The sequence below is a fragment of the Streptomyces sp. NPDC004647 genome, assembly GCF_040609575.1.
Classification (GTDB): domain Bacteria; phylum Actinomycetota; class Actinomycetes; order Streptomycetales; family Streptomycetaceae; genus Streptomyces.
This window is the reverse complement of record NZ_JBEXKU010000019.1, coordinates 45,196-64,901: the sequence shown is the minus strand read 5'-3', so window position 1 is coordinate 64,901 and position 19,706 is coordinate 45,196. Positions and strand designations below refer to the sequence as shown.

Here is a 19,706-nt window from a genome sequence, read left to right as displayed (position 1 = left end):
TCCATGACCACAACGGACAACGCCGCCGCCGAGATTGCGGAGGAGGCCGGGCTCGGCGAAGCCGGCTCGCAGCTGTCGACGGCGCCGGTCGAGGAGCCGGGGCAGGCCGTGCCCGGATCCTTCGGCGGGGTGCGACGACCGGGTGTGCTCGGATGGTTCGGCTGGATCGGCCGCGAGGTGACCGGCTGGACGCGCTGGTTCTGGCGCCAGCTCACCTCCATGCGCGTCGCGCTGATTCTTCTCTTCCTGCTGTCGCTCGCCTCCATCCCCGGCTCGCTGGTGCCTCAGACGAGCGTCGACCCGGTCAAGGTCCAGACGTTCCTGGCCACCCATGAGACGGTCGGCCCGGTCTACGAGAAGCTCGGGCTGTTCCATGTCTACAGCTCGGTGTGGTTCTCGGCGATCTACATCCTGCTGTTCGTCTCCCTGATCGGCTGCATCGTGCCGCGCAGCTGGCAGTTCGTCGGACAGCTCCGCGGTCGCCCGCCGGGCGCCCCCCGCCGGCTGACCAGGCTGCCCGCGTACACGACCTGGCGTACGGACGCCGAGCCCGAGCAGGTGCTGTCCGCCGCCCAGCGGATGATGGCCCGGCGCCGCTTCCGGGCCCACACGGCGGGCGACGCCGTCGCCGCCGAGAAGGGCTATCTGCGCGAGACCGGCAACCTCCTCTTCCACAGCGCGCTGATCGTCATGCTCGTCGCCTTCGCCGCCGGACAGCTGTGGAAGTCCGAGGGCGGCAAGCTGATCGTCGACGGCGACGGCTTCTCCAACACCCTCACCCAGTACGACGACTTCAAGTCCGGCAGCCTCTTCGACTCCGATTCCCTCGCCCCCTTCGGCTTCTCGCTGCACGGCTTCGAAGCCAGTTATGAACGGTCGGGCCCGCAGAAGGGCACTCCGCGCACCTTCCGGGCTCACGTCAAGTACTGGGAGGGCGCGGACGGCGGCGAGCGCAAGGCCGTCATCGAGGTGAACAAGCCTCTCGATGTCGCGGGCAGCAAGGTCTATCTGATGTCGCACGGTTACGCACCGGTCGTCACCGTCCGGGACGGGCAGGGCGACATCGCGTACCAGGGCTCGGTGCCCTTCCTCCAGCAGGACGCGAACCTCAGCTCCGTCGGCGTGATCAAGGTCCCGGACTACCGCGACAAGAACGGCAAGAAGGACCAGCTCGGCTTCCAGGGCCGGTTCACCCCGACATACGCGCTGGACGAAGTGCGCGGCCCGCACTCCTCCTTCCCGGCGCTGGACTACCCCGTGCTCTCGCTGAACGCCTTCCACGGCAGCCTCGGTATCGACTCCGGGCTGCCGCAGAACGTGTACCAGCTGGAGACCCGGAAGATGAAGCAGTTCAAGGACAAGAGCGGCGACCTCTTCCGCAAGGCCCTGCGCCCCGGTGAGTCCATGAAGCTGCCGAACGGGGCGGGGTCGCTCACGTACGACGGGACCAAGACCTGGGCCAGTTTCCAGATCTCTCACCAGCCCGGCAACGGCCTGGCACTCGGCGGCGCGGTCGCCGCTCTGCTGGGTCTCGCGGCCTCCCTCTTCATCCAGCGCCGCCGCGTATGGGTCCGGACGGTGCGCGCCGGTGACGGCACCACGGTCGTCGAGATGGCAGGGCTCGGCCGCAGTGAGTCCGCGAAACTCCCGGAGGAGCTGGCCGATCTGGCCGTGGCACTGCAACCGGACGCGGCTCCTGTGGAAGAACCGGCGGGCGAGGAACGGACTGTGGAGGAAGCAGCCACAGCAAAGACGGCCACGGACGAGCCGGCCACAGCACAGCGGGCCACAGACGAGCCGCCCACGGACGAGTCCACCGGAGACGAGCCCACCGGAGATGAGCCGGCCGCGGAAGAACCGGCCGCGGAAGAACCAGCCGATCCTGCTGAACCTGAAGAAGGCGAAGGAGCGCGCGCGTGAACCTCGCGGTCGCGGCCAACGAGAACATGGCCAACATCAGCAACGTGCTGATCTATTCGGCGATGGCGGTATACACCCTCGCCTTCATCGCACATATGGCGGAGTGGGTGTTCGGCAGTCGCAGCAAGGTCGCCCGCACCGCGGCCGCCCTCACCCAGGGCGCCCCCTCCGCCCAGGCGGCCGTCGAGGTCACCGGGAAGAGCGGCGGCACGGCCGTACTGGAGCGCCCCAAGGTCGTCACCCGGTCCGCCGCGGGCACCCGTGACGTCCCGGACGGCCCCGGGGCAGCGGGCGATGACGAGCAGGGCGATCTGTACGGCCGGATCGCCGTCTCACTGACCGTCCTCGCCTTCCTCATCCACTTCGGTGGAGTGCTGACCCGCGCCATCTCCGTGGAGCGCGCCCCCTGGGGCAACATGTACGAGTTCTCCACCACCTTCTCGATGGTGGCCGTCGGCGCGTACGTCGTCCTCCTCGTGCTCCGCAAGAACGTGCGGTGGATCGGGCTCCCACTGGTCACGACCGTCCTCCTCGATCTCGGTCTCGCTGTCTCTGTCTTGTACACCGACAGTGACCAGTTGGTTCCCGCGCTTCACTCGTACTGGCTGTGGATCCACGTCTCCTGCGCGATCATCTCCGGCGCCGTGCTCTACCTGGGCGCCGTCGGCACGCTGCTCTACCTCTTCCGCGACCGCTACGAGGCCAAGCTCGCCGACCCGCTGGGCAAGCAGCCCGGGGCCTTCGCCTCGTCCGTGCTGGAGCGGCTGCCCTCGGCGGCCAGCCTCGACAAGTTCGCGTACCGCATCAACGCGGCCGTCTTCCCACTGTGGACCTTCACGATCATCGCGGGCGCCATCTGGGCGGAGGCCGCCTGGGGCCGCTACTGGGGCTGGGACCCCAAGGAGGTCTGGTCCTTCATCACCTGGGTCGCCTATGCCTGCTATCTGCACGCCCGCGCCACAGCGGGCTGGAAGGGCCGCAAGGCCGCGTACCTGGCGCTGATCGCCTTCGGCTGCTTCCTCTTCAACTACTACGGCGTCAATATCTTCATCACCGGTAAGCACTCCTACGCCGGCGTCTGAAACCCGGGGTCTGAAACCCGCGGTCTGAAACCCGGAGTCGCTGAAACCCGGGGTTTGAAATCGGCGCATTCCCGCCCAAAGGCCATCAATTCATCAGCCCATCAGGCCGTTGGGCGGGACGCGCGGCTCGGCCGTAGCGGGTGCCACTCACCGCGCGGGCAGCCGGGCTTCGGCTGGGTTCAGGACGGCAGGGCTGCGGCCGCGGTCAGGGCCGGTTGTCGTCCGGACCGCGGTCCTCGTCACGGTCCTTGTCCAGCTCGCTTCCGGTCTCCTCGCCCTCGCCCTCGCCCCTGTCCTTGTCCTTGTTCTTGTCCAGGGACTTGAGGAAATCGGGGTTGTCGTCCGGGGCGACCCACCGGCTCCGCCCGCGGCTGTACGGGCGCGGCGCGCCCTCCGCCGGGGCACGGCGCGGGCGGCCCGCGGCAAGCCAGGCGATCGAGCCGAACAGCAGATAGCCGAAGAGCACGATGATCATCACCCAGGCGCCCTTGGGGAGCTTGCGGACCTGGTTCTCGGGGGTGTTGAGGCAGTCGATGAACGCATAGACCCACAGCGCCAGGACCAGCAGGAACGGCAGATACCTGAGCATGGCGAGAGCGTCCCCCTGAGGGCGGCGGTCGGGGCGGGCAGAGCCCGGTTTACGTGCCCAGGGTAATAGCGCGAGCGGGCCGGGGGTGCGCCGCCCGCACCCGAGGGGCCGACCGCGCGGCGTGGGCGGCAGTGTCGTCCCCGGTGTCCCGGCGGCGAGCCGCGGCGGGCGATGCCGGATACTGGGGCCCATGGCTTATGACGATCTTCGCTCGTTCCTGCGGGCGCTGGAGCGCGATGGTGACCTCAAGCGCATCAAGGCCGAAGTCGATCCGTATCTGGAAGTCGGCGAGATCGTCGACCGGGTGAACAAGTCGGGCGGGCCTGCGCTGCTCTTCGAGAACGTCAAGGGCTCGTCGATGCCGCTGGCCATGAACGTCTTCGGGACCGACCGCCGCCTCCTCAAGTCGCTCGGCCTGAAGTCCTACGACGAGATCAGCGGGAAGATCGGCGGCCTGCTCAGGCCCGAGCTCCCGCAGGGTTTCGTGGGGATGCGCGAGGCCTTCGGCAAACTTGCCGGCATGGCGCACGTCCCGCCGAAGAAGGTGAAGGACGCCCCGGTCCAGGAGGTCGTCCTCACCGGGGAGGACGTCGACCTCGACTCACTCCCCGCTCTGTTCACCTGGCCCGAGGACGGCGGGTCCTTCTTCAACCTCGGGCTCACGCACACCAAGGACCCGGAGTCCGGGGTCCGGAACCTCGGGCTCTACCGCCTCCAGCGGCACGACCGCCGCACGATCGGTATGCACTGGCAGATCCACAAGGACAGCCGCAACCACTACCAGGTGGCGGCGCGGCGCGGTGAGCGGCTGCCGGTCGCCATCGCCTTCGGCTGCCCGCCCGCCGTGACGTACGCGTCCACCGCCCCGCTGCCCGGCGACATCGACGAGTACCTGTTCGCCGGGTTCGTGCAGGGCAAGCGGGTCGAGATGGTGGACTGCAAGACCGTGCCGCTCCAGGTCCCGGCCCAGGCCGAAGTCGTCCTCGAGGGCTGGCTGGAGCCCGGGGAGATGCTCCCGGAGGGACCGTTCGGGGACCACACCGGCTTCTACACCCCGCAGGAGGACTTCCCGGCACTGACCATCGACTGTGTGACGACGCGCCGGAAACCGCTGCTCCAGTCCATCGTCGTCGGCCGTCCGCCGACCGAGGACGGGCCGCTGGGCCGGGCGACGGAGCGTTTCTTCCTGCCCCTGTTGAAGATCATCGTGCCGGACATCGTGGACTACCACCTGCCCGAGGCGGGCGGGTTCCACAACTGCGCGATCGTCTCGATCGACAAGAGGTACCCGAAGCACGCGCAGAAGGTCATGCACGCCATCTGGGGCGCGCACATGATGTCGCTGACCAAGCTGATCGTGGTGGTGGACTCCGACTGCGATGTGCACGATCTGCACGAGGTCGCGTGGCGGGCGCTCGGCAACACCGACTACGCCCGGGACCTCAGCGTCGTGGAGGGGCCGGTCGACCACCTCGACCACGCCTCGTACCAGCAGTTCTGGGGCGGCAAAGCGGGCATCGACGCGACGCGGAAGCTGCCCGAGGAGGGCTACACCCGGGACGGCGGCTGGCCGAACATGGTCGAGTCCGACCCGGAGACGGCCGCCAAGGTGGACCGCCGCTGGAAGGAGTACGGCCTCTCATGAGTGCGGAATCCGCAGCCGGCGATCTCCTCGGGCCCGAGCCCGCGCCGCCCGGCCGGGTCAAGGCGTTCCTGCGGCTGGTGATGATCGAGCACTCGGTCTTCGCGCTGCCCTTCGCCTACATCGCCTCGCTCACCGCGATGCTCCTCGACGGCGGCGAAGTCCGCTGGTGGCAGCTTCTCCTGGTCACCGTCGCGATGGTGGGCCTGCGCACCTTCGCCATGGCCTGCAACCGGATCATCGACCGCGAGATCGACGCCCGCAATCCGCGCACCGCCGGACGCGAGTTGGTCACCGGCGCGGTGTCCGTACGGTCCGCGTGGACCGGCGCGCTCATCGCCGTCGTCCTCTTCCTGGGAGCCGCCGCGCTGCTGAACCCGCTGTGCCTGGCGCTGGCGCCCATCGCCGTCATCCCGATGGTGGTCTATCCGTACGGGAAGCGGTTCACCAATTTCCCGCATGCGATCCTCGGCCTGGCCCAGGCGATGGGCCCGGTCGGCGCGTGGATCGCCGTCACCGGGGAGTGGTCCTGGGACGCGGTGATCCTCGGCCTCGCCGTCGGGGTCTGGATCGGCGGCTTCGACCTGATCTTCGCCTGCCAGGACGTCCGGGCGGACCGAGCCCAGGGTGTGCTGTCGGCGCCGGCCCGCTTCGGCGTCCCCGGCGCGCTGTACGGCGCCCGCGCCTGCCACGCGCTGACCACCGCGCTCCTGGTCTGGTACGCGCTGGCCACCGGTGCGGGCGCGTTCTTCTGGGCCGGCCTCCTGATCGTCGCGACGGCGTTCCTCTACGAGCACACGATCGTCACGCCGCATGACCTGTCCCGGCTCAACCGCGCCTTCTTCACGGTGAACGGCTTCATCGGCATCGCGCTGTTCGTGTGTGCCCTGCTGGATCTGCTGGTGCGTGGCCTGAGCGTCTGACGCCGGTGCCCCGGCGCCGGCCGCTTCAGCGTTCGATGTCCGCCGTGCGCCTCTCCCGTGCGTCACGGAAGAGGAACGCCGCGGCCACCCCGCCGAGCAGCCCGAACAGGTGCCCCTGCCAGCTGACTCCGGCGGCAGTGGGCAGGGCGCCCCACAGGATCGACCCGTAGAAGACGGCCACCAGCACACCCACGGTTGTATAGAGCAGCCGACGGTCCACAAAGGCTCGCACCAGGAGATAGCCGAAGAGCCCGAAGACAACCCCCGAGGCGCCGGCCGTCACCGACTGGGCGGGCGCGACCAGCCAGACACCGATTCCGCTGGCCAGGATGATCACCGCGACCACTCCGGCGAAGCGCCGTATCCCGCCGAGCGCTGCGAGGAAGCCGAGCACCAGCAGCGGCATGGTGTTGGCCGCGAGGTGGCCGAAGCCGAAGTGGAGGAAGGCCGCAGGCACGATGTCGCGCAGCTCACCGGGCTCGCGCGGCGTGATGCCGTACGTGTCCAGGGCGCCGCCGCTTGCCACGTCCACGAACTCGAGCAGCCAGAGCAGGACGACTCAGGCGATGACCAGCACAGCCGCAGCCATGGCCCCCGCGCCCCGCCGCGGTGCGGTCGGCGGGGCCGCCGAGGGGCTGTACGGCGCTGAGCCGTACGGCGGCTGCCCGCGCCACGGTGGTCCGTTCCCTACCGGTCCGTACGCCATGGAAGCCCCCTTTCCTCCTCTTCGTCAACGCCCGGGGCGGCCGCCCCGGTTCCTGGTCGGCGCCTGCGGATAGGCTCGAGCCGTGGAGCCGCCGCAGTCGAGACGACACGATGACACCGGGACCGGGCAGCGCCGACCGTGGGTGGTCGGGGTGTCCGGGGCCTCCGGCACCCCGTACGCCGCGGCAGTGCTGCGTGCCCTGCTGCACGCGGGCGAGGCCGTGGACCTGGTGGTGAGCCGGGCCTCCCGGCTCACCCTCCTCGACGAGACCGGTATCGCGTTCCGCGATGCGCACTGGCGCGAGGACCTGGGCGACTGGCTTGCGCGCGGCGCGGACGGCACGCCGGACCGGTTCGCGGCCGCGCTGCCCGACCTGTCGGACGTACGGCACTGGGCGGCCGGGGACCTGGCGGCGGGCCCGTCCTCCGGCTCGTACCCGGTGAAGGGCATGCTGATCGTCCCCGCCAGCACGGCGTGCGTGGCCGGGGTGGCGCTGGGTCTGTCGAAGGACCTGCTGCAGCGGACGGCGAGCGTCACGCTCAAGGAACGGCGCAGGCTGGTGGTCGTGGTGCGGGAGACTCCGCTGAACGGGCAGACGCTGAAGCATTTGGTGGCACTGGACGAGGCGGGCGCGGTGGTGCTGCCCGCCTCACCGGCGTTCTACGCGGGTGCGACGCACATCCAGGACCTGGTGGACTTCGTCGCGGGGCGGGTGCTGGACGCCGCGGAGGTGCCGCACAAGCTGTACCAGCGGTGGGAGGGAGCGGTCGGAGGCTCCCGGCGGGAGAGATAGCTGTGCGTGCGGGGCCGCTGGGGGCTTGTGATCACATGGAAGATTGCAGGCGAGCGCCCTCTGCGTGCCTTAGATTCTTTATGAAGATCCTCGATTGGCTGAATAATGGAAGGCTCCAGGTACATGGACGCGGTGGACAGGCAGCTCATCCAGGCTCTCCGTGAAAACGGCAGGGCCTCGTACGCGGAGCTCGGGCGGCTCGTCGGGCTCTCCGGTCCCAGCGTCACCGACCGGATCAACCGTCTGGAGGCCGCCGGTGTGATCACCGGCTACCGCGCGACCGTCGACTCCGCCTCGCTCGGCCTGGGTGTCACGGCTCTCATCGGGATCTCGCTTTCCGACGCGACCGACCACGAGGACGTGGCGCGCCGGCTGCGCGACCTGGCCGAGATCGAGGACTGCTGGTTCATCGCGGGCGACGACTCGTACATGCTCAAGGTGCGGGTCGGCAACGTGGACGGCCTGGAGCGCACCATCCGGCGGCTGTCCAGCACCAAGGGCGTCTCCCGGACCCGTACCACGGTCGTGCTCTCCACCAAGTGGGAGAACCGGGTCGGCGAGCTGCCGGAAGAGGCCTGATGGGGGCGGATCGGGGCGGAAGACCGGGGGAGTACGCTCAACGGGCCCGATTGGTAGACGTATGGGAGGCGGCCGCATGACTGCATCTATGGATGTGGGCCTCAAGCGCGAGCTGGAGGAGAAGGTCCACGCCGGGGAGCGGCTGACCCGTGAGGACGGCATCGCGCTCTACGAGACCGATGACCTCGCCTGGTTGGGCGGTCTCGCCCACGAGGTGCGGACGCGGAAGAACGGCGACCTCGTCCACTTCAACGTCAACCGTCACCTCAACATGACGAACGTGTGCACCGCGTCCTGTGCCTACTGCTCCTTCCAGCGCAAGCCCGGCGAGAAGGACGCGTACACGATGCGCATCGAGGAGGCCGTCCGCCTCGCCTCGGAGATGGAGAACGAGAACCTCACCGAGCTGCACATCGTCAACGGCCTTCACCCGACGCTGCCCTGGCGCTACTACCCGCGCTCGCTCAAAGCCCTCAAGGAAGCCCTCCCGCAGGTCTCCCTCAAGGCCTTCACCGCCACCGAGATCCACCACTTCGAGACCATCTCCAAGCTGTCCGCCTCCGAGATCCTCGACGAGCTGATCGACGCCGGTCTGGAGTCGCTGACCGGCGGCGGAGCCGAGATCTTCGACTGGGAGGTCCGGCAGCACATCGTCGACCATCGCACCCACTGGGAGGACTGGTCGCGGATCCACCGCCTCGCGCACGAGAAGGGCCTCAAGACCCCGTCCACGATGCTGTACGGGCACATCGAGGAGCCGCGCCACCGGGTGGACCACGTGCTGCGGCTGCGCGAACTCCAGGACGAGACCGGGGGCTTCCAGGTCTTCATCCCGCTGCGCTACCAGCACGACTTCGTGGACATGAAGGACGGCAAGGTCCGCAACCGGCTCCAGGCGCGTACGACCATGGCGACCGGAGCGGAGGCGCTGAAGACCTTCGCGGTCTCCCGGCTGCTCTTCGACAACGTCCCGCACGTCAAGGTCTTCTGGGTGATGCACGGCGTGCAGACCGCGCAGCTCGCGCTCCAGCACGGTGCGGACGACATGGACGGCTCGGTCGTCGAGTACAAGATCACGCATGACGCGGACAACTTCGGTACGCCGGACAAGCTCAACCGCGAGGACATTCTCGATCTGATCCGCGACGCCGGGTTCCGGCCGGTCGAGCGCAACACCCGCTACGAGATCATCCGGGAGTACCCGGGCCCGGACCCGGACCGCCGGGAGTCGCCGCAGCCGATGCGGGTCTGAGCCCAGAGCTGACGCCTCGGGGTCCAGACGCTTCGGGGTCCGGACGCTTCGGCGCCCGGGGCCCGGGGGCTTGATGGCCCGACGCCCTGGTCCCGACGCCCGGGCCGGTCCGAGCGGCCCCGCGGCGCGGTATCCCGAGCGGCTCCGAGGCGGTGAACAGCCGCTTGTACGCTTGTTCGCATGTCGCAGATGTCGCCGACGCAGCCTCCGCAGCCGATGCCGCCGATGCAGCCCACGCAGCCGGAGCAGTCCCCGCAGCTGACCTTTGAACTGGACCCTGCGATCACCCCGGAGCTTCGGGACGGCATCTCCGCCCTCTGGGCGGATGTCTCGAACGCGGGTGGCGCCGTCGGATTCGTACCACCGGTCACCGTGGACGACGTCCGGACCGAGCTGGTCAAGCACCTTGCGGCGATGGCCGACGGCAGGACCAGGCTCCTTGTCGGCCGGGAACGGGACGGTACGGTCGCGGCGACCGCGTTCTTCACCTTCAACACCCACCGGCTGATGCGCCATTGGTGCTGGGTCTACACGGTGATGGTCCACCCCTCGCACCAGGGCAACGGGCACGGCCGGGATCTGATGGCCGCCGTCGAGGAGGCGGCCCGCGGGATGGACGGCATCGACGGGCTCCGCCTCACCTGCCGCGGCGGGCTGGGCCTGGATCGCTTCTACGGCTCGTGCGGCTACCAGGAGGTCGGCCGTGTACCCGGCGCGATCAAAGTCGCGGACGGTGATTTCCGTGACGACATCACCATGTGGCTCCCGCTCATTTGATCCAAAACGGGACGTGCTTCACTTGATGCGGCCCGGACTTGATGCGCCCGGTCTCGGCGCCATACAGGAAACCGTAGAAAAGCCGCAGAAGCAGCGAAAGCCGCAAACACCGTGAAAGCTGTAGAAGTCGTAGAAGCCGCAGAGAAGAAGGACCCGTCCGTGAGCAGCAAGCAGCACGCAACTCTCCGCTACACCGCGATGCGCCTCGGCATCTTCGCCGGCTGCCTCCTCCTCGTATGGGGCCTCACCTACCTGGGCGTCCTCCCGGCCGGGCTCGGCGCCTCCAACCTCATGTGGGTGCTGCTGCTCGCACTGGTCCTGTCCGCGCCGCTCAGCTTCATCCTGCTGCGCAGGCAGCGCGACGCGATGTCCGAGCAGATCGCTCCGCGCCTGGAGCGCGCCAAGGGCCGGCTGTCGGCCAACCAGGCTCAGGAAGACGCGTAACGCTGGTCACACCGCCGTGATGCCCTCGCGGCACCGGCACCGACACCCCGCCATGGAGCAGCCCCTCCACGGCGGGGTGTTGCCGTTCCAGGGCTCGACGGCGGGGCGGCCGGGCCTCCGTACCTCAAAGCAGACCTTTGATGTTGTCAAAGTTTAAGTGTTAACGTGTCCGACATGACGACAGCAGCTGCGCACCGCTACGCCACGGGCATTCCGCTCGTGGCGCGCCTGCACGTCGATCTCTGCCGCTGTATGTCCGCGGCCTGTTGCCGCAGCTGAGCGACAAGCATCGGCGCTGCCCCCGGTACCAGCATCCCGGCACACTTCCCCCGGAGCTTCGGACCCCGTAGGGCCGCCGCACCCCGTCCCCCGTTGTTCTTCACTGCCGGAGTGTGTCCGTGTCAACCCAAACCCCTGCGAAGAAGTCATCCGGCTTCGCGATACCGAAGGTGCCGTTCTGGGCCCAGATCCTTCTGGGCCTCGTTCTTGGCGTGCTGCTCGGCTGGGCCGCCCGCAGCGGTGACATCGGCTGGCTCGTCACCACGCTCGACAAGATCGGCTCGATCTTCGTCCAGCTGCTGAAGCTGGCCGTCGCCCCGCTGGTCTTCTTCGCGATCCTGGTGTCGATCACCAACCTGCGGAAGGTCAACAACGCCGCCCGGCTGGCCACCCGCACCCTGCTGTGGTTCATGATCACATCACTGATCGCGGTCGCCATCGGCCTCGCGATCGGCCTGCTCACCAACCCCGGTGCGGGCACCGGTCTCAGCCCGAAGGACGGCGCGAAGCCCGAAGAAGCGGGCTCCTGGCTGGACTTCCTGACCGGGATCGTCCCGACCGACATCATCACGCCGTTCACCGAACTCAACGTTCTGCAGATCGTCTTCATGGCCGCCGTGGCGGGTATCGCAGCCCTCCAGCTCGGCGAGAAGGCCCAGCCGATCCTGACGCTCAGTCAGTCCGTACTGGAACTGCTGCAGAAGGCCCTGTGGTGGGTCATCCGGCTCGCCCCGCTCGGCACCCTCGGCCTGATCGGCTACGCCATCGCCACGTACGGCTGGGAGCTCATCGGCAAGTACGCGACCTTCACCGCGGACGTCTACATCGGCTGCGCACTGGTGATGTTCGGTGTCTACCCGCTGCTGCTCTCGACGGTCGCCAAGGTCAACCCGCTGCAGTTCTTCCGCGGCGCCTGGCCCGCCATCCAGCTGGCCTTCGTCTCCCGCTCCTCGGTCGGCACGATGCCGGTGACCCAGAAGGTGACCGAGCGCCTCGGAGTGCCCAAGGAGTACGCCTCCTTCGCGGTGCCGTTCGGCGCCACGACCAAGATGGACGGCTGCGCGGCGATCTACCCGGCACTTGCCGCGATCTTCATCGCCGAGATCTTCGGCGTGAGCCTCGGCATCGGCGACTACCTCCTGATCGCCTTCGTCTCGGTCATCGGCTCGGCGGCCACCGCGGGCCTGACCGGCGCGACGGTGATGCTCACGCTCACGCTGTCCACCCTGGGTCTCCCGCTGGAGGGCGTCGGCCTGCTGCTGGCGATCGACCCGGTCCTGGACATGATGCGCACCGCGACAAATGTTGCCGGACAGGCTCTGATCCCGGTACTGGTCTCCGCCAAGGAGCAGATCCTCGACCGCGATGCGTACGACAGCGCCGACACCGCGGGCCTGGACAGGGCGGACCGCGAACCGCAGCCGGTCCCGGCCACCGCGTAGCTCCGGAGCCACCAGGCGCAGAGTCCCCGATCACCACTGGTGTCGGGGACTCTGCGCTGTCGTGGGTAGATCGGTGAGACCTGTGCCGTGACCCAACGGTGTCGCGGACGCCTCCGCTCGGGCGGCCTTACCCCTCGCTGCGAACTATTGGCGGGGCGGCCCGTGGGTGGTTCACTGCCCGCAGCCCTCGCTATCTCAGGGTCGGCCACTTGGCCTGCTTGGCCGGTACGAATTGTTCCGCATGGCGAAGGGTATGGACCCGTCTATCCGGGGCGAGGGGGCGCGGTGGATGGAGCAGTCTTGACCGCCGCTGTGGGGGGCGGGGCAGGCGTCTTGGGGGCATTCATAGGTTTCGTCTCGACGAGGCACGTCGAAGCTTTCAGGATCCGCGCGGCCTTGATGGAGAAGGCGGAGGAAAGAAGACTTGCCGCCATCGAAAGATTCCTCATCGCAGTCCACTTTTGGATGGACGGCTTGCTTCATGCCGAGGAACGAGGCTGGGACAACCGGCCCGACGACTTCCACGCGCGCGTATTGGCCAGGGACGAGGCGTGCCGTCGGCTCATGCTGCTGGCCTCTGAGGAGATGTACCAGTGGATTTCCGAGGAATACTGCTCGCGTGAATATGAGCTCAAGAAGATCTATGTGTATCAAGTCAGAGGAGGAATGGAGATCACCGAGGAAGCGCGCCAAGCAAGGCGCGAGTTCTCCAGGATGCTTCGGGAGGAGCTCATTCCTATCCTGAGACCGGAGGTGGCCGCGCTTCGTGATCCAATGGGCGGGGCTAGCGGATCTTGGAATAGTCGCTCAGTACAACCTCGCAAGGGCGCGGGCTGACGTTCCCCGAGCAAGACCCTGCCGGCGGGATGCTGCGCAGGTACGTCGACGACCAACCCTGTGACCTGCGACCCGGCGGTCAAATGATGTCCGGAGCACTAGGATGGGTGCGGTGGTCAACCTCGACGCCTTCGGTCGGAGGGAGGTCGTGATGGCGCACGATGGCGGGCTGAGGCTGCGTATGCAGCGTGTCCTCCGCGCACCGCGCTCGGTCGTATTCCGAGCCTTGACCGAACCGCAGAAACTGGCCAAGTGGTGGGGCCCTGATGGCTTCACCATCCCGAGTGTGGAAAGCGACCTTCGGCCAGGAGGTGGTTACCGGATCGCGATGCAGCCTCCGGAAGGCGATCTGTTCTATCTGGTGGGGGAATTCCTTGAGGTCGACCCTCCGGAACGCCTCTCCTACACCTTCCGGTGGGAGGATCCCGATCCCGAGGACCGGGAGACGGTGGTGGCGCTGTCGCTTCGTGATATCGGCGAGACGTCGGCCGAACTGGTCTTCACCCAGGGAGACTTCGCCACTGAGCGCCGCCGCGCTCTTCACGACGAAGGCTGGACTCAGGGTCTCAACAAGCTGGAAGAGCTGATGTCGTCGGCTGCTTCGGCCTGAGACCCTTGCCGCGGGACGCGGCCCTGCCGATGGCGACACCTGTCTTCGAACCACCCCTGACCAGCGAGATCACGGTTTGCGGCTGGAGTACCTCCCATCGCCACGGCTCCTGGGTCTCCTTGCTCTTCCTCAAGGGACGGCACTTCACCCGTCGCCTGCACCGGGGTCAAGCAGCGACCTGCACGGGGTCAAGCAGCGAACAGCATCACTGATTCGTAAGCCGGCGGATGCTCGCTGTGCCGCTCGTCCTGGTCATCACCCAGCACCGGTGCACGATGCGAGCGGCGTACCCACTCCGTCGTCTCCCGGCTCAGTTCAGGTCGTGGGTGTGCCAGGGACCCCTGTGGAACCCGCCCCGTGGGCGCCTTCGTGGCAACAGGTGGCCGGGCATTGGCCGGCTCCAGTGGATGGCGGGAAGAGACGGGCTCATAATGAAGTGATAACCGTTTCGGTTTCCGCTGTGATCGGGAGGCCCGCGATGCAGGTGCCCACAGCCCGCGGCCCGATGGTGCTTGTCGCTACGGCACTGGCCTTGGTCTGCGGCTGCGGCGGCTCCTCGGACACGGAGTCCCGCGACGGCTCTGGGACGAATGAGCCTGCGCCCGTCATTCCAGTGGTTGCCTCGACAAACGTCTACGGGGACATCGTCGAGCAGATCGGCGGCGGCAAGGTCGAGGTCGTCTCGATCATCAGCGACCCGGCGCAGGACCCCCACTCATTCGAGGCCAGCACGCAGAACCGGCTCGCCTTGGCCAAGGCGAAGGTCGTCGTCGAGAACGGCGGCGGCTATGACGACTTCGTCGGCAGGATGCTTCGCAGCGCGAAGAATTCCTCGCCTGCCGTCATCGACGCCGTGCAGGTCTCGGGAATTGCACCGAAGACGGGCGCCGAGCTCAACGAGCACGTCTGGTACGACTTCCCCGCGATGGGGAAGCTGGCCGACCGGGTCGCAGACGCGCTGGCAAGGAGCACCCCGGCCGGCACCGACGTCTTCCGGAACAACGCGGAGACGTTCAAAGAGAAGCTGACGGTGCTCGAGAGCAAGGAAAAACGGATCAAGGCGGACCACCCGGACGCCGCCGTGGCGGTCACCGAGCCGGTGCCGCTGTATCTGACCGAGGCGAGCGGACTGCGGAACATGACGCCTGCCGACTTCAGCGAAGCCGTCGAGGAGGGTGACGACGTCGCTGCGAGGAGCCTGCAGCAGACGGTCGCGCTGTTCACCGATAAGCAGGTCAAGGCGCTGGTCTACAACGAGCAGACCTCCGGCCCCCAGACGGAGAAGGTCAAGCGGGCAGCCGAGGACAACGGGATCCCGGTGGTCCCGGTGACCGAAACCCTTCCCCGGGGCGAGGACTACATCGGCTGGATGACGGCCAACGTCGACGCACTCAAGAGCGCATTGGACAGGTAATGGACCGCACGGAGGCCATCACACCGCTGTCGGAGCCGGAGCGAACCGCAGGCGGCAGCGCCGACCCGGCGCCGGTGATCAGTCTGCGGGACGCCGCACTCGCGTACGGCGACCGTGTGCTGTGGCGCGACCTGGACCTCGATATCCGGCCCGGGGAATTCCTCGCCGTGCTGGGCCCGAACGGGTCGGGCAAGACCAGCCTGCTGCGCGTACTCCTGGGCCGACAGCAGCTCACCGCGGGGTCGCTCGCCGTCCTCGGCCGGGCTCCACGACGCGGCGGTCGGCACATCGGATACGTCCCGCAGCAGACGTCCCAGCCCGCACAAACCATGCTGCGCGCCCGTGACCTGGTGCGACTCGGTTTGGACGGGCATCGCTGGGGACTGCCGCTCGCGCGGCCGGCGATCCGCCGCCGCGTGGACGACATCCTGGCTTCGGTCGGAGCGACGCCGTACGCGGACGTTCCCGTCGGACGGCTTTCCGGTGGTGAGCAGCAGCGGGTGCGCATCGCACAAGCGCTCGCCACCGAGCCGCGGATCCTGCTTTGCGATGAACCCCTGCTCTCCCTCGACCCGCAGCACCAGCGCACCGTCACCAGCCTGGTGGAACAGCGGCGCCGCTCCGCCGACACCGCCGTCGTCTTCGTCACGCACGAGATCAACCCCGTCCTCGGCCTGGTGGACCGCGTCCTGTATCTGGCCCGGGGCGGGTACCGGATCGGGCCACCGGACGACGTGATGACTTCCACCACCCTGTCGGAGCTGTACGGCACCCAGGTCGACGTGGTCCGCGTCAGGGGCCGCATCGTCGTGGCCGGTGCACCCGATGGCGCCCCCGCCCACGGTCACGCAGACAGGCCGAACGGGGGCCGACGGTCGTGATGGGGCTCGGGCTGCACGCCGCCGGCGGGGAAGACACCAGCGTCTGGCACCAGATCTTCAACTTCGACAACTACGGCGAACTGCTCGGACTGGTCCAGAACTCGCTCCTGGCCGGGGCGCTCCTCGGCCTGGTCGGCGGGCTGGCCGGGGTATTCGTGATCATGCGCGACCTGCCGTTCGCGGTGCACGGGATCAGTGAACTCTCGTTCGCCGGTGCCTCGGCGGCGCTGCTGCTCGAACTGAACATCGTGGCCGGGTCCATCGCCGGTTCGCTGCTGGCAGCCGGAGCCATCGGCGTCCTGGGCGTCCGCGCCCGCGACCGCAATTCGGTCATCGGCATCATCATGCCGTTCGGGCTCGGCCTCGGCGTGCTGTTCCTGTCCCTCTACAAGGGACGAGCGGCGAACAAGTTCGGCATCCTGACCGGTCAGATCATCGCCGTCGACACCCCGCAGATGGCGTGGCTGCTCGGCACGTCCGTCGTGGTGCTCATCGCTCTCGCCATCATCTGGAAACCGCTGACCTTCGCCAGCGTCGACCCGGAAGTGGCCGAAGCACGCGGGATTCCCGTACGTGCGCTGTCCCTCGCCTTCATGCTGGTCCTCGGCCTCGCGGTCGCGCTGTGCGTACAGATCGTCGGAGCGCTGCTGGTGCTCGCGCTCCTTGTCACGCCGGCGGCCGCCGCTGCGCGGATCACAGCGTCTCCCGTGTGGCTACCCGTGCTGAGCGTCGTCTTCGCCCTGGTCGCGATGGAAGGGGGGATTCTCCTCGCCCTCGGAAGCACCATCCCCATCAGCCCCTACGTCACGACCATCTCGTTCGTGATCTACCTCCTGTGCCGGCTGGCGACGATGAGGCGGACCGACCGGACTCCCCGAAGCACGCTCGCCGCACAACCCGAGGCCGAGGCGCGGACATGACCGGCCGCCTCCCCGCCCTCTGTTCGCCCCGCGGCGCTGTCCGGGCGCACACTGGAAGAGAGGTCCGTCGCGTCGCGCCTGCTCGGTAGAGACGGAAGGAGAACCTCATGCATCCCGTCGCAATAGCTGGTGCCGCGGCTGGACGCCTCGCTCACTACGCAGTCTCCGGAGTGGTGGGCGGTCTGATCATCCGAGGCGCCGCCAGGCGGCTGCCTGAGGTGAAGCCGGTCGCCCGCAAGGCGCTTGTCGGGGGTCTCGCGAACGGAATCGTCGCCGGCCGGTGGCTGGCCTCGGCAGCCGAAGAGGCCCGGCTGAAAGCCGGAGACGTAGTCGCCGAGGCCAGGACCTCTCTCGGCGAGGAGGCACCCCCGCCCTCCGCGGTCACCATCGAAGGCAACCACGGACACGAGCACTGATCATGTCCGATGTCGCCGTCTGCTCCGTGGCCACAGGCCGGGCCCGTCTGATGGTTCCCTGGGTACGCGCGCGTCCCGGCAGTGCCGGACTGGTCGACGAGCGCCTGACCGGCATGAGCGGTTTCCGTGCGCTGCGGATCTTCCCCCGCACCGGCAGCGTGGTGATCTGGATGGCGCCGGACCGTCTGGACATCGACCGTCTGATCGCCGCACTCGAAGAGGCTCCACCGGCCTCCGCGCCCGCCAAGGCCACCCGCTCCACACCGGATTCCTCCACCGGCGAGGTTGCGCGGCTGGTCGTCGGAGGCGCGGTGCTCGCGCTCGTCGCCCTGCGCCGTCTGCTGGGCCGCCCCCGGATCACCGTCGGCTCCTCGGGCCTGCTGGGTGCGATCACGCTCTTCACCGGTCTGCCGTTCTTCCGGGGTGCGCTGCGCTCGCTGCGTGGTCGCAGCAGCCCTGGTACGGACACCCTGGTCACGGCGGCGACGGTCATCTCGCTGGTGCTGCGCGAGAACATCGTGGCCCTTACGGTCCTGTGGCTGCTGAACATCGGCGAGTTCCTCCAGACCCTGACCCTGCGCCGTACCCGGCGCGCCATCGAGGAACTGCTCACCATCGGTGAGCAGCGCGTCTGGGTGGTCCGAGAGGGCGTCGAGGTCGAGGTGGCCCTTGAAGATGTCGAGCCGGCGGACGTGGTCGCCGTGTACGAGCACCACAGAATTCCCGTCGATGGACAGGTCGTCTCCGGCGAGGGCTTGGTGGACCAGGCCGCGATCACCGGTGAGGCCCTGCCGGTCTACGCACGGGCGGGGACACATGTCTACGCCGGGACCATCGTCACCTCCGGCTCGCTCACCGTCCTTGCCACCTCGGTCGGCGCGGAGACCACCGTGGGCCGGATCATCAGCCGGGTCGAAGAGGCCCAGGCGGACCGGGCACCGATCCAGACCGTGGCCACCCGCTTCACCCAGCGATTCGTCCCCGTCTCCTTCGCGCTGGCCGCCCTGACCTACGTCGTGACACGCGACGCGCGCCGTGCGATGACGATGCTGCTGATCGCCTGCCCATGCGCGGCCGGCCTGGCCACACCCACCGCCATCAGCGCCGCCATCGGCAACGGAGCACGCCGCGGCACCCTCATCAAAGGCGGCACCCACCTGGAGGGCATCGGCCGGGTCACGGCCGTCGTCTTCGACAAGACCGGCACCCTCACCTTCGGCAGGCCACTGGTCACCAGCGTGGTCACCCTCAGCGACAACTTCACCGCCGACGATGTGCTGAGTCTGGCCGCTTCCGGGGAACTGCATGCCCGCCACCCGCTCGCTCAGGCAATCGTCGCCCGCACCGAGGAACAGCACCTTCACGTGCCCATCCATCAAGCCTGCGAGGTCGTTCTCGGCATGGGCATGCGCGCAGAACTGGACGGCACCCGCCTGTTGGTCGGCAGCCCCGCCCTGCTGCGCCGGCACGGCGTCGAGCTCACCGAGGAGGCCCAGGGCTGGACGGAACGGCTGCGAAGCGGCGGTGAGACCGTCATCTGCCTGGCGCACGATGAAGACTTGATCGGCATGCTCGGCGTCTCCGACGCCCTGCGTGCCGAGGCCGAGACCGTCATCCGGCAGCTCAGAGAGCTTGGCGTTTCCCGCCTGGTGCTGCTCACCGGTGACGCGCCCGAGACCGCGCAGGTTGTCGCCGACGCCCTCGGCATCGCCGAGGTGCATTCACATGCCCTGCCAGAGGGCAAACTCCAGCTGATCCGGGACCTGCAGGCCGAGGGACATACGGTCGCGATGGTGGGCGACGGCACCAATGACGCGCCGGCCCTGGCCCTCGCCGACGTCGGCATCAGCATGGGCGAGCGCTCCTCTCACGTGGCTCTGGAGACCGCCGACATCGCCTTGCCGGGTGACGACTTGCGACAGGTCGCCGCCGTCGTCGAACTCAGCCGTCACACCCTGCGCGTCGTCCGGCAGAACTACGGCCTCGCCATCGGCGTGAACTTGCTGGGCCTGGTCGCCGGCGCAGGGGGGTCCATGAACCCGGTTCTTGCCGCCCTGCTGCACAACACCAGCAGCATCGCGGTCGTCGCCAACTCGGCCCGACTGGTCAACCACACGCCGCATCTGCCCAAAACAGCGGACGACGTACTGAAGGCCGCCCCGCTGGAGGACCGCCGGGTGCGCTGACGCCCGGCTGAGGT

At 68.4% G+C, this 19,706-nt stretch carries 19 protein-coding genes; 17 read left to right on the top strand and 2 right to left on the bottom strand.

Going from position 1 to position 19,706, the window contains the following annotated elements:
• The first annotated feature begins 3 nt into the window (after positions 1 to 3).
• Both ABZW18_RS11260 and ccsB read left to right on the top strand, forming a co-directional pair.
• A complete protein-coding gene (locus tag ABZW18_RS11260) occupies positions 4 to 1,920 on the top strand; it encodes a cytochrome c biogenesis protein ResB (RefSeq protein ID WP_356185298.1) in 1,917 nt (638 codons plus the stop codon).
• Positions 1,917 to 3,002: a c-type cytochrome biogenesis protein CcsB gene (gene ccsB, locus ABZW18_RS11255; protein ID WP_356185295.1), complete on the top strand. Its 1,086-nt coding sequence runs from the start codon at positions 1,917 to 1,919 to the stop codon at positions 3,000 to 3,002. Before ABZW18_RS11260 ends, ccsB begins: the two co-directional genes overlap by 4 nt.
• A 205-nt stretch (positions 3,003 to 3,207) precedes the next feature.
• Here the strand turns inward: ccsB and ABZW18_RS11250 are convergent, their stop codons facing one another.
• A complete protein-coding gene (locus ABZW18_RS11250) occupies positions 3,208 to 3,591 on the bottom strand; it encodes a PLDc N-terminal domain-containing protein (protein WP_356185293.1) in 384 nt (127 codons plus the stop codon).
• Positions 3,592 to 3,781: 190 nt separating this feature from the next.
• Between ABZW18_RS11250 and ABZW18_RS11245 the strand changes: the two genes are divergently transcribed.
• Complete coding sequence (locus ABZW18_RS11245) at positions 3,782 to 5,236, top strand: menaquinone biosynthesis decarboxylase (RefSeq protein ID WP_356185290.1); 1,455 nt, start codon at positions 3,782 to 3,784, stop codon at positions 5,234 to 5,236.
• On the top strand, positions 5,233 to 6,156 hold the full coding sequence (gene mqnP / locus ABZW18_RS11240) for a menaquinone biosynthesis prenyltransferase MqnP (protein WP_356185287.1): 924 nt from the start codon (positions 5,233 to 5,235) through the stop codon (positions 6,154 to 6,156). Before ABZW18_RS11245 ends, mqnP begins: the two co-directional genes overlap by 4 nt.
• 25 nt (positions 6,157 to 6,181) lie before the next feature.
• Here mqnP and ABZW18_RS11235 read toward each other — a convergent pair whose 3' ends face one another.
• Positions 6,182 to 6,709: a rhomboid family intramembrane serine protease gene (locus ABZW18_RS11235; protein ID WP_356185402.1), complete on the bottom strand. Its 528-nt coding sequence runs from the start codon at positions 6,707 to 6,709 to the stop codon at positions 6,182 to 6,184.
• Positions 6,710 to 6,944: 235 nt separating this feature from the next.
• Here ABZW18_RS11235 and ABZW18_RS11230 point away from each other — a divergent pair, with 235 nt between their 5' ends.
• The 13 genes from ABZW18_RS11230 to ABZW18_RS11170 all read left to right on the top strand — a co-directional run bounded on the left by ABZW18_RS11230 (position 6,945) and on the right by ABZW18_RS11170 (position 19,692).
• Positions 6,945 to 7,655 carry a UbiX family flavin prenyltransferase gene (locus tag ABZW18_RS11230; protein WP_356185285.1) on the top strand — a complete coding sequence of 237 codons (711 nt, stop codon included), beginning with the start codon at positions 6,945 to 6,947 and terminating at the stop codon, positions 7,653 to 7,655.
• A gap of 123 nt (positions 7,656 to 7,778) precedes the next feature.
• Positions 7,779 to 8,234, top strand: coding sequence for an Lrp/AsnC family transcriptional regulator (locus tag ABZW18_RS11225; RefSeq protein WP_356185282.1), 456 nt, complete (start codon positions 7,779 to 7,781; stop codon positions 8,232 to 8,234).
• Between the two features lie 88 nt (positions 8,235 to 8,322).
• Positions 8,323 to 9,486: an aminofutalosine synthase MqnE gene (mqnE, locus tag ABZW18_RS11220; RefSeq protein ID WP_356185400.1), complete on the top strand. Its 1,164-nt coding sequence runs from the start codon at positions 8,323 to 8,325 to the stop codon at positions 9,484 to 9,486.
• Between the two features lie 225 nt (positions 9,487 to 9,711).
• Positions 9,712 to 10,263, top strand: a complete 552-nt coding sequence (locus tag ABZW18_RS11215) for a GNAT family N-acetyltransferase (protein ID WP_356185398.1) — start codon at positions 9,712 to 9,714, stop codon at positions 10,261 to 10,263.
• A 159-nt stretch (positions 10,264 to 10,422) separates the two neighbouring features.
• Positions 10,423 to 10,707, top strand: a complete 285-nt coding sequence (locus ABZW18_RS11210) for a DUF4229 domain-containing protein (RefSeq protein ID WP_356185280.1) — start codon at positions 10,423 to 10,425, stop codon at positions 10,705 to 10,707.
• Positions 10,708 to 11,099: 392 nt separating this feature from the next.
• Complete coding sequence (locus ABZW18_RS11205) at positions 11,100 to 12,428, top strand: dicarboxylate/amino acid:cation symporter (RefSeq protein WP_356185278.1); 1,329 nt, start codon at positions 11,100 to 11,102, stop codon at positions 12,426 to 12,428.
• 300 nt (positions 12,429 to 12,728) lie between these two features.
• The gene (locus ABZW18_RS11200) at positions 12,729 to 13,265 is read left to right on the top strand and encodes a hypothetical protein (RefSeq protein WP_356185276.1); all 537 of its coding nucleotides are present in this window, start codon (positions 12,729 to 12,731) and stop codon (positions 13,263 to 13,265) included.
• 112 nt (positions 13,266 to 13,377) lie between these two features.
• On the top strand, positions 13,378 to 13,875 hold the full coding sequence (locus tag ABZW18_RS11195; protein WP_356185274.1) for an SRPBCC domain-containing protein: 498 nt from the start codon (positions 13,378 to 13,380) through the stop codon (positions 13,873 to 13,875).
• A gap of 478 nt (positions 13,876 to 14,353) precedes the next feature.
• Complete coding sequence (locus ABZW18_RS11190; protein WP_356185271.1) at positions 14,354 to 15,289, top strand: zinc ABC transporter substrate-binding protein; 936 nt, start codon at positions 14,354 to 14,356, stop codon at positions 15,287 to 15,289.
• On the top strand, positions 15,289 to 16,170 hold the full coding sequence (locus tag ABZW18_RS11185; protein WP_356185269.1) for a metal ABC transporter ATP-binding protein: 882 nt from the start codon (positions 15,289 to 15,291) through the stop codon (positions 16,168 to 16,170). The genes ABZW18_RS11190 and ABZW18_RS11185 overlap by 1 nt, the downstream gene beginning before the upstream one ends.
• A complete protein-coding gene (locus ABZW18_RS11180; RefSeq protein WP_356185396.1) occupies positions 16,170 to 17,090 on the top strand; it encodes a metal ABC transporter permease in 921 nt (306 codons plus the stop codon). The genes ABZW18_RS11185 and ABZW18_RS11180 overlap by 1 nt, the downstream gene beginning before the upstream one ends.
• A gap of 107 nt (positions 17,091 to 17,197) precedes the next feature.
• Positions 17,198 to 17,506, top strand: coding sequence for a DUF1490 family protein (locus ABZW18_RS11175; RefSeq protein ID WP_356185266.1), 309 nt, complete (start codon positions 17,198 to 17,200; stop codon positions 17,504 to 17,506).
• 2 nt (positions 17,507 to 17,508) lie between these two features.
• A complete protein-coding gene (locus ABZW18_RS11170; RefSeq protein ID WP_356185264.1) occupies positions 17,509 to 19,692 on the top strand; it encodes a cation-translocating P-type ATPase in 2,184 nt (727 codons plus the stop codon).
• The last annotated feature ends 14 nt before the right edge of the window (positions 19,693 to 19,706 follow it).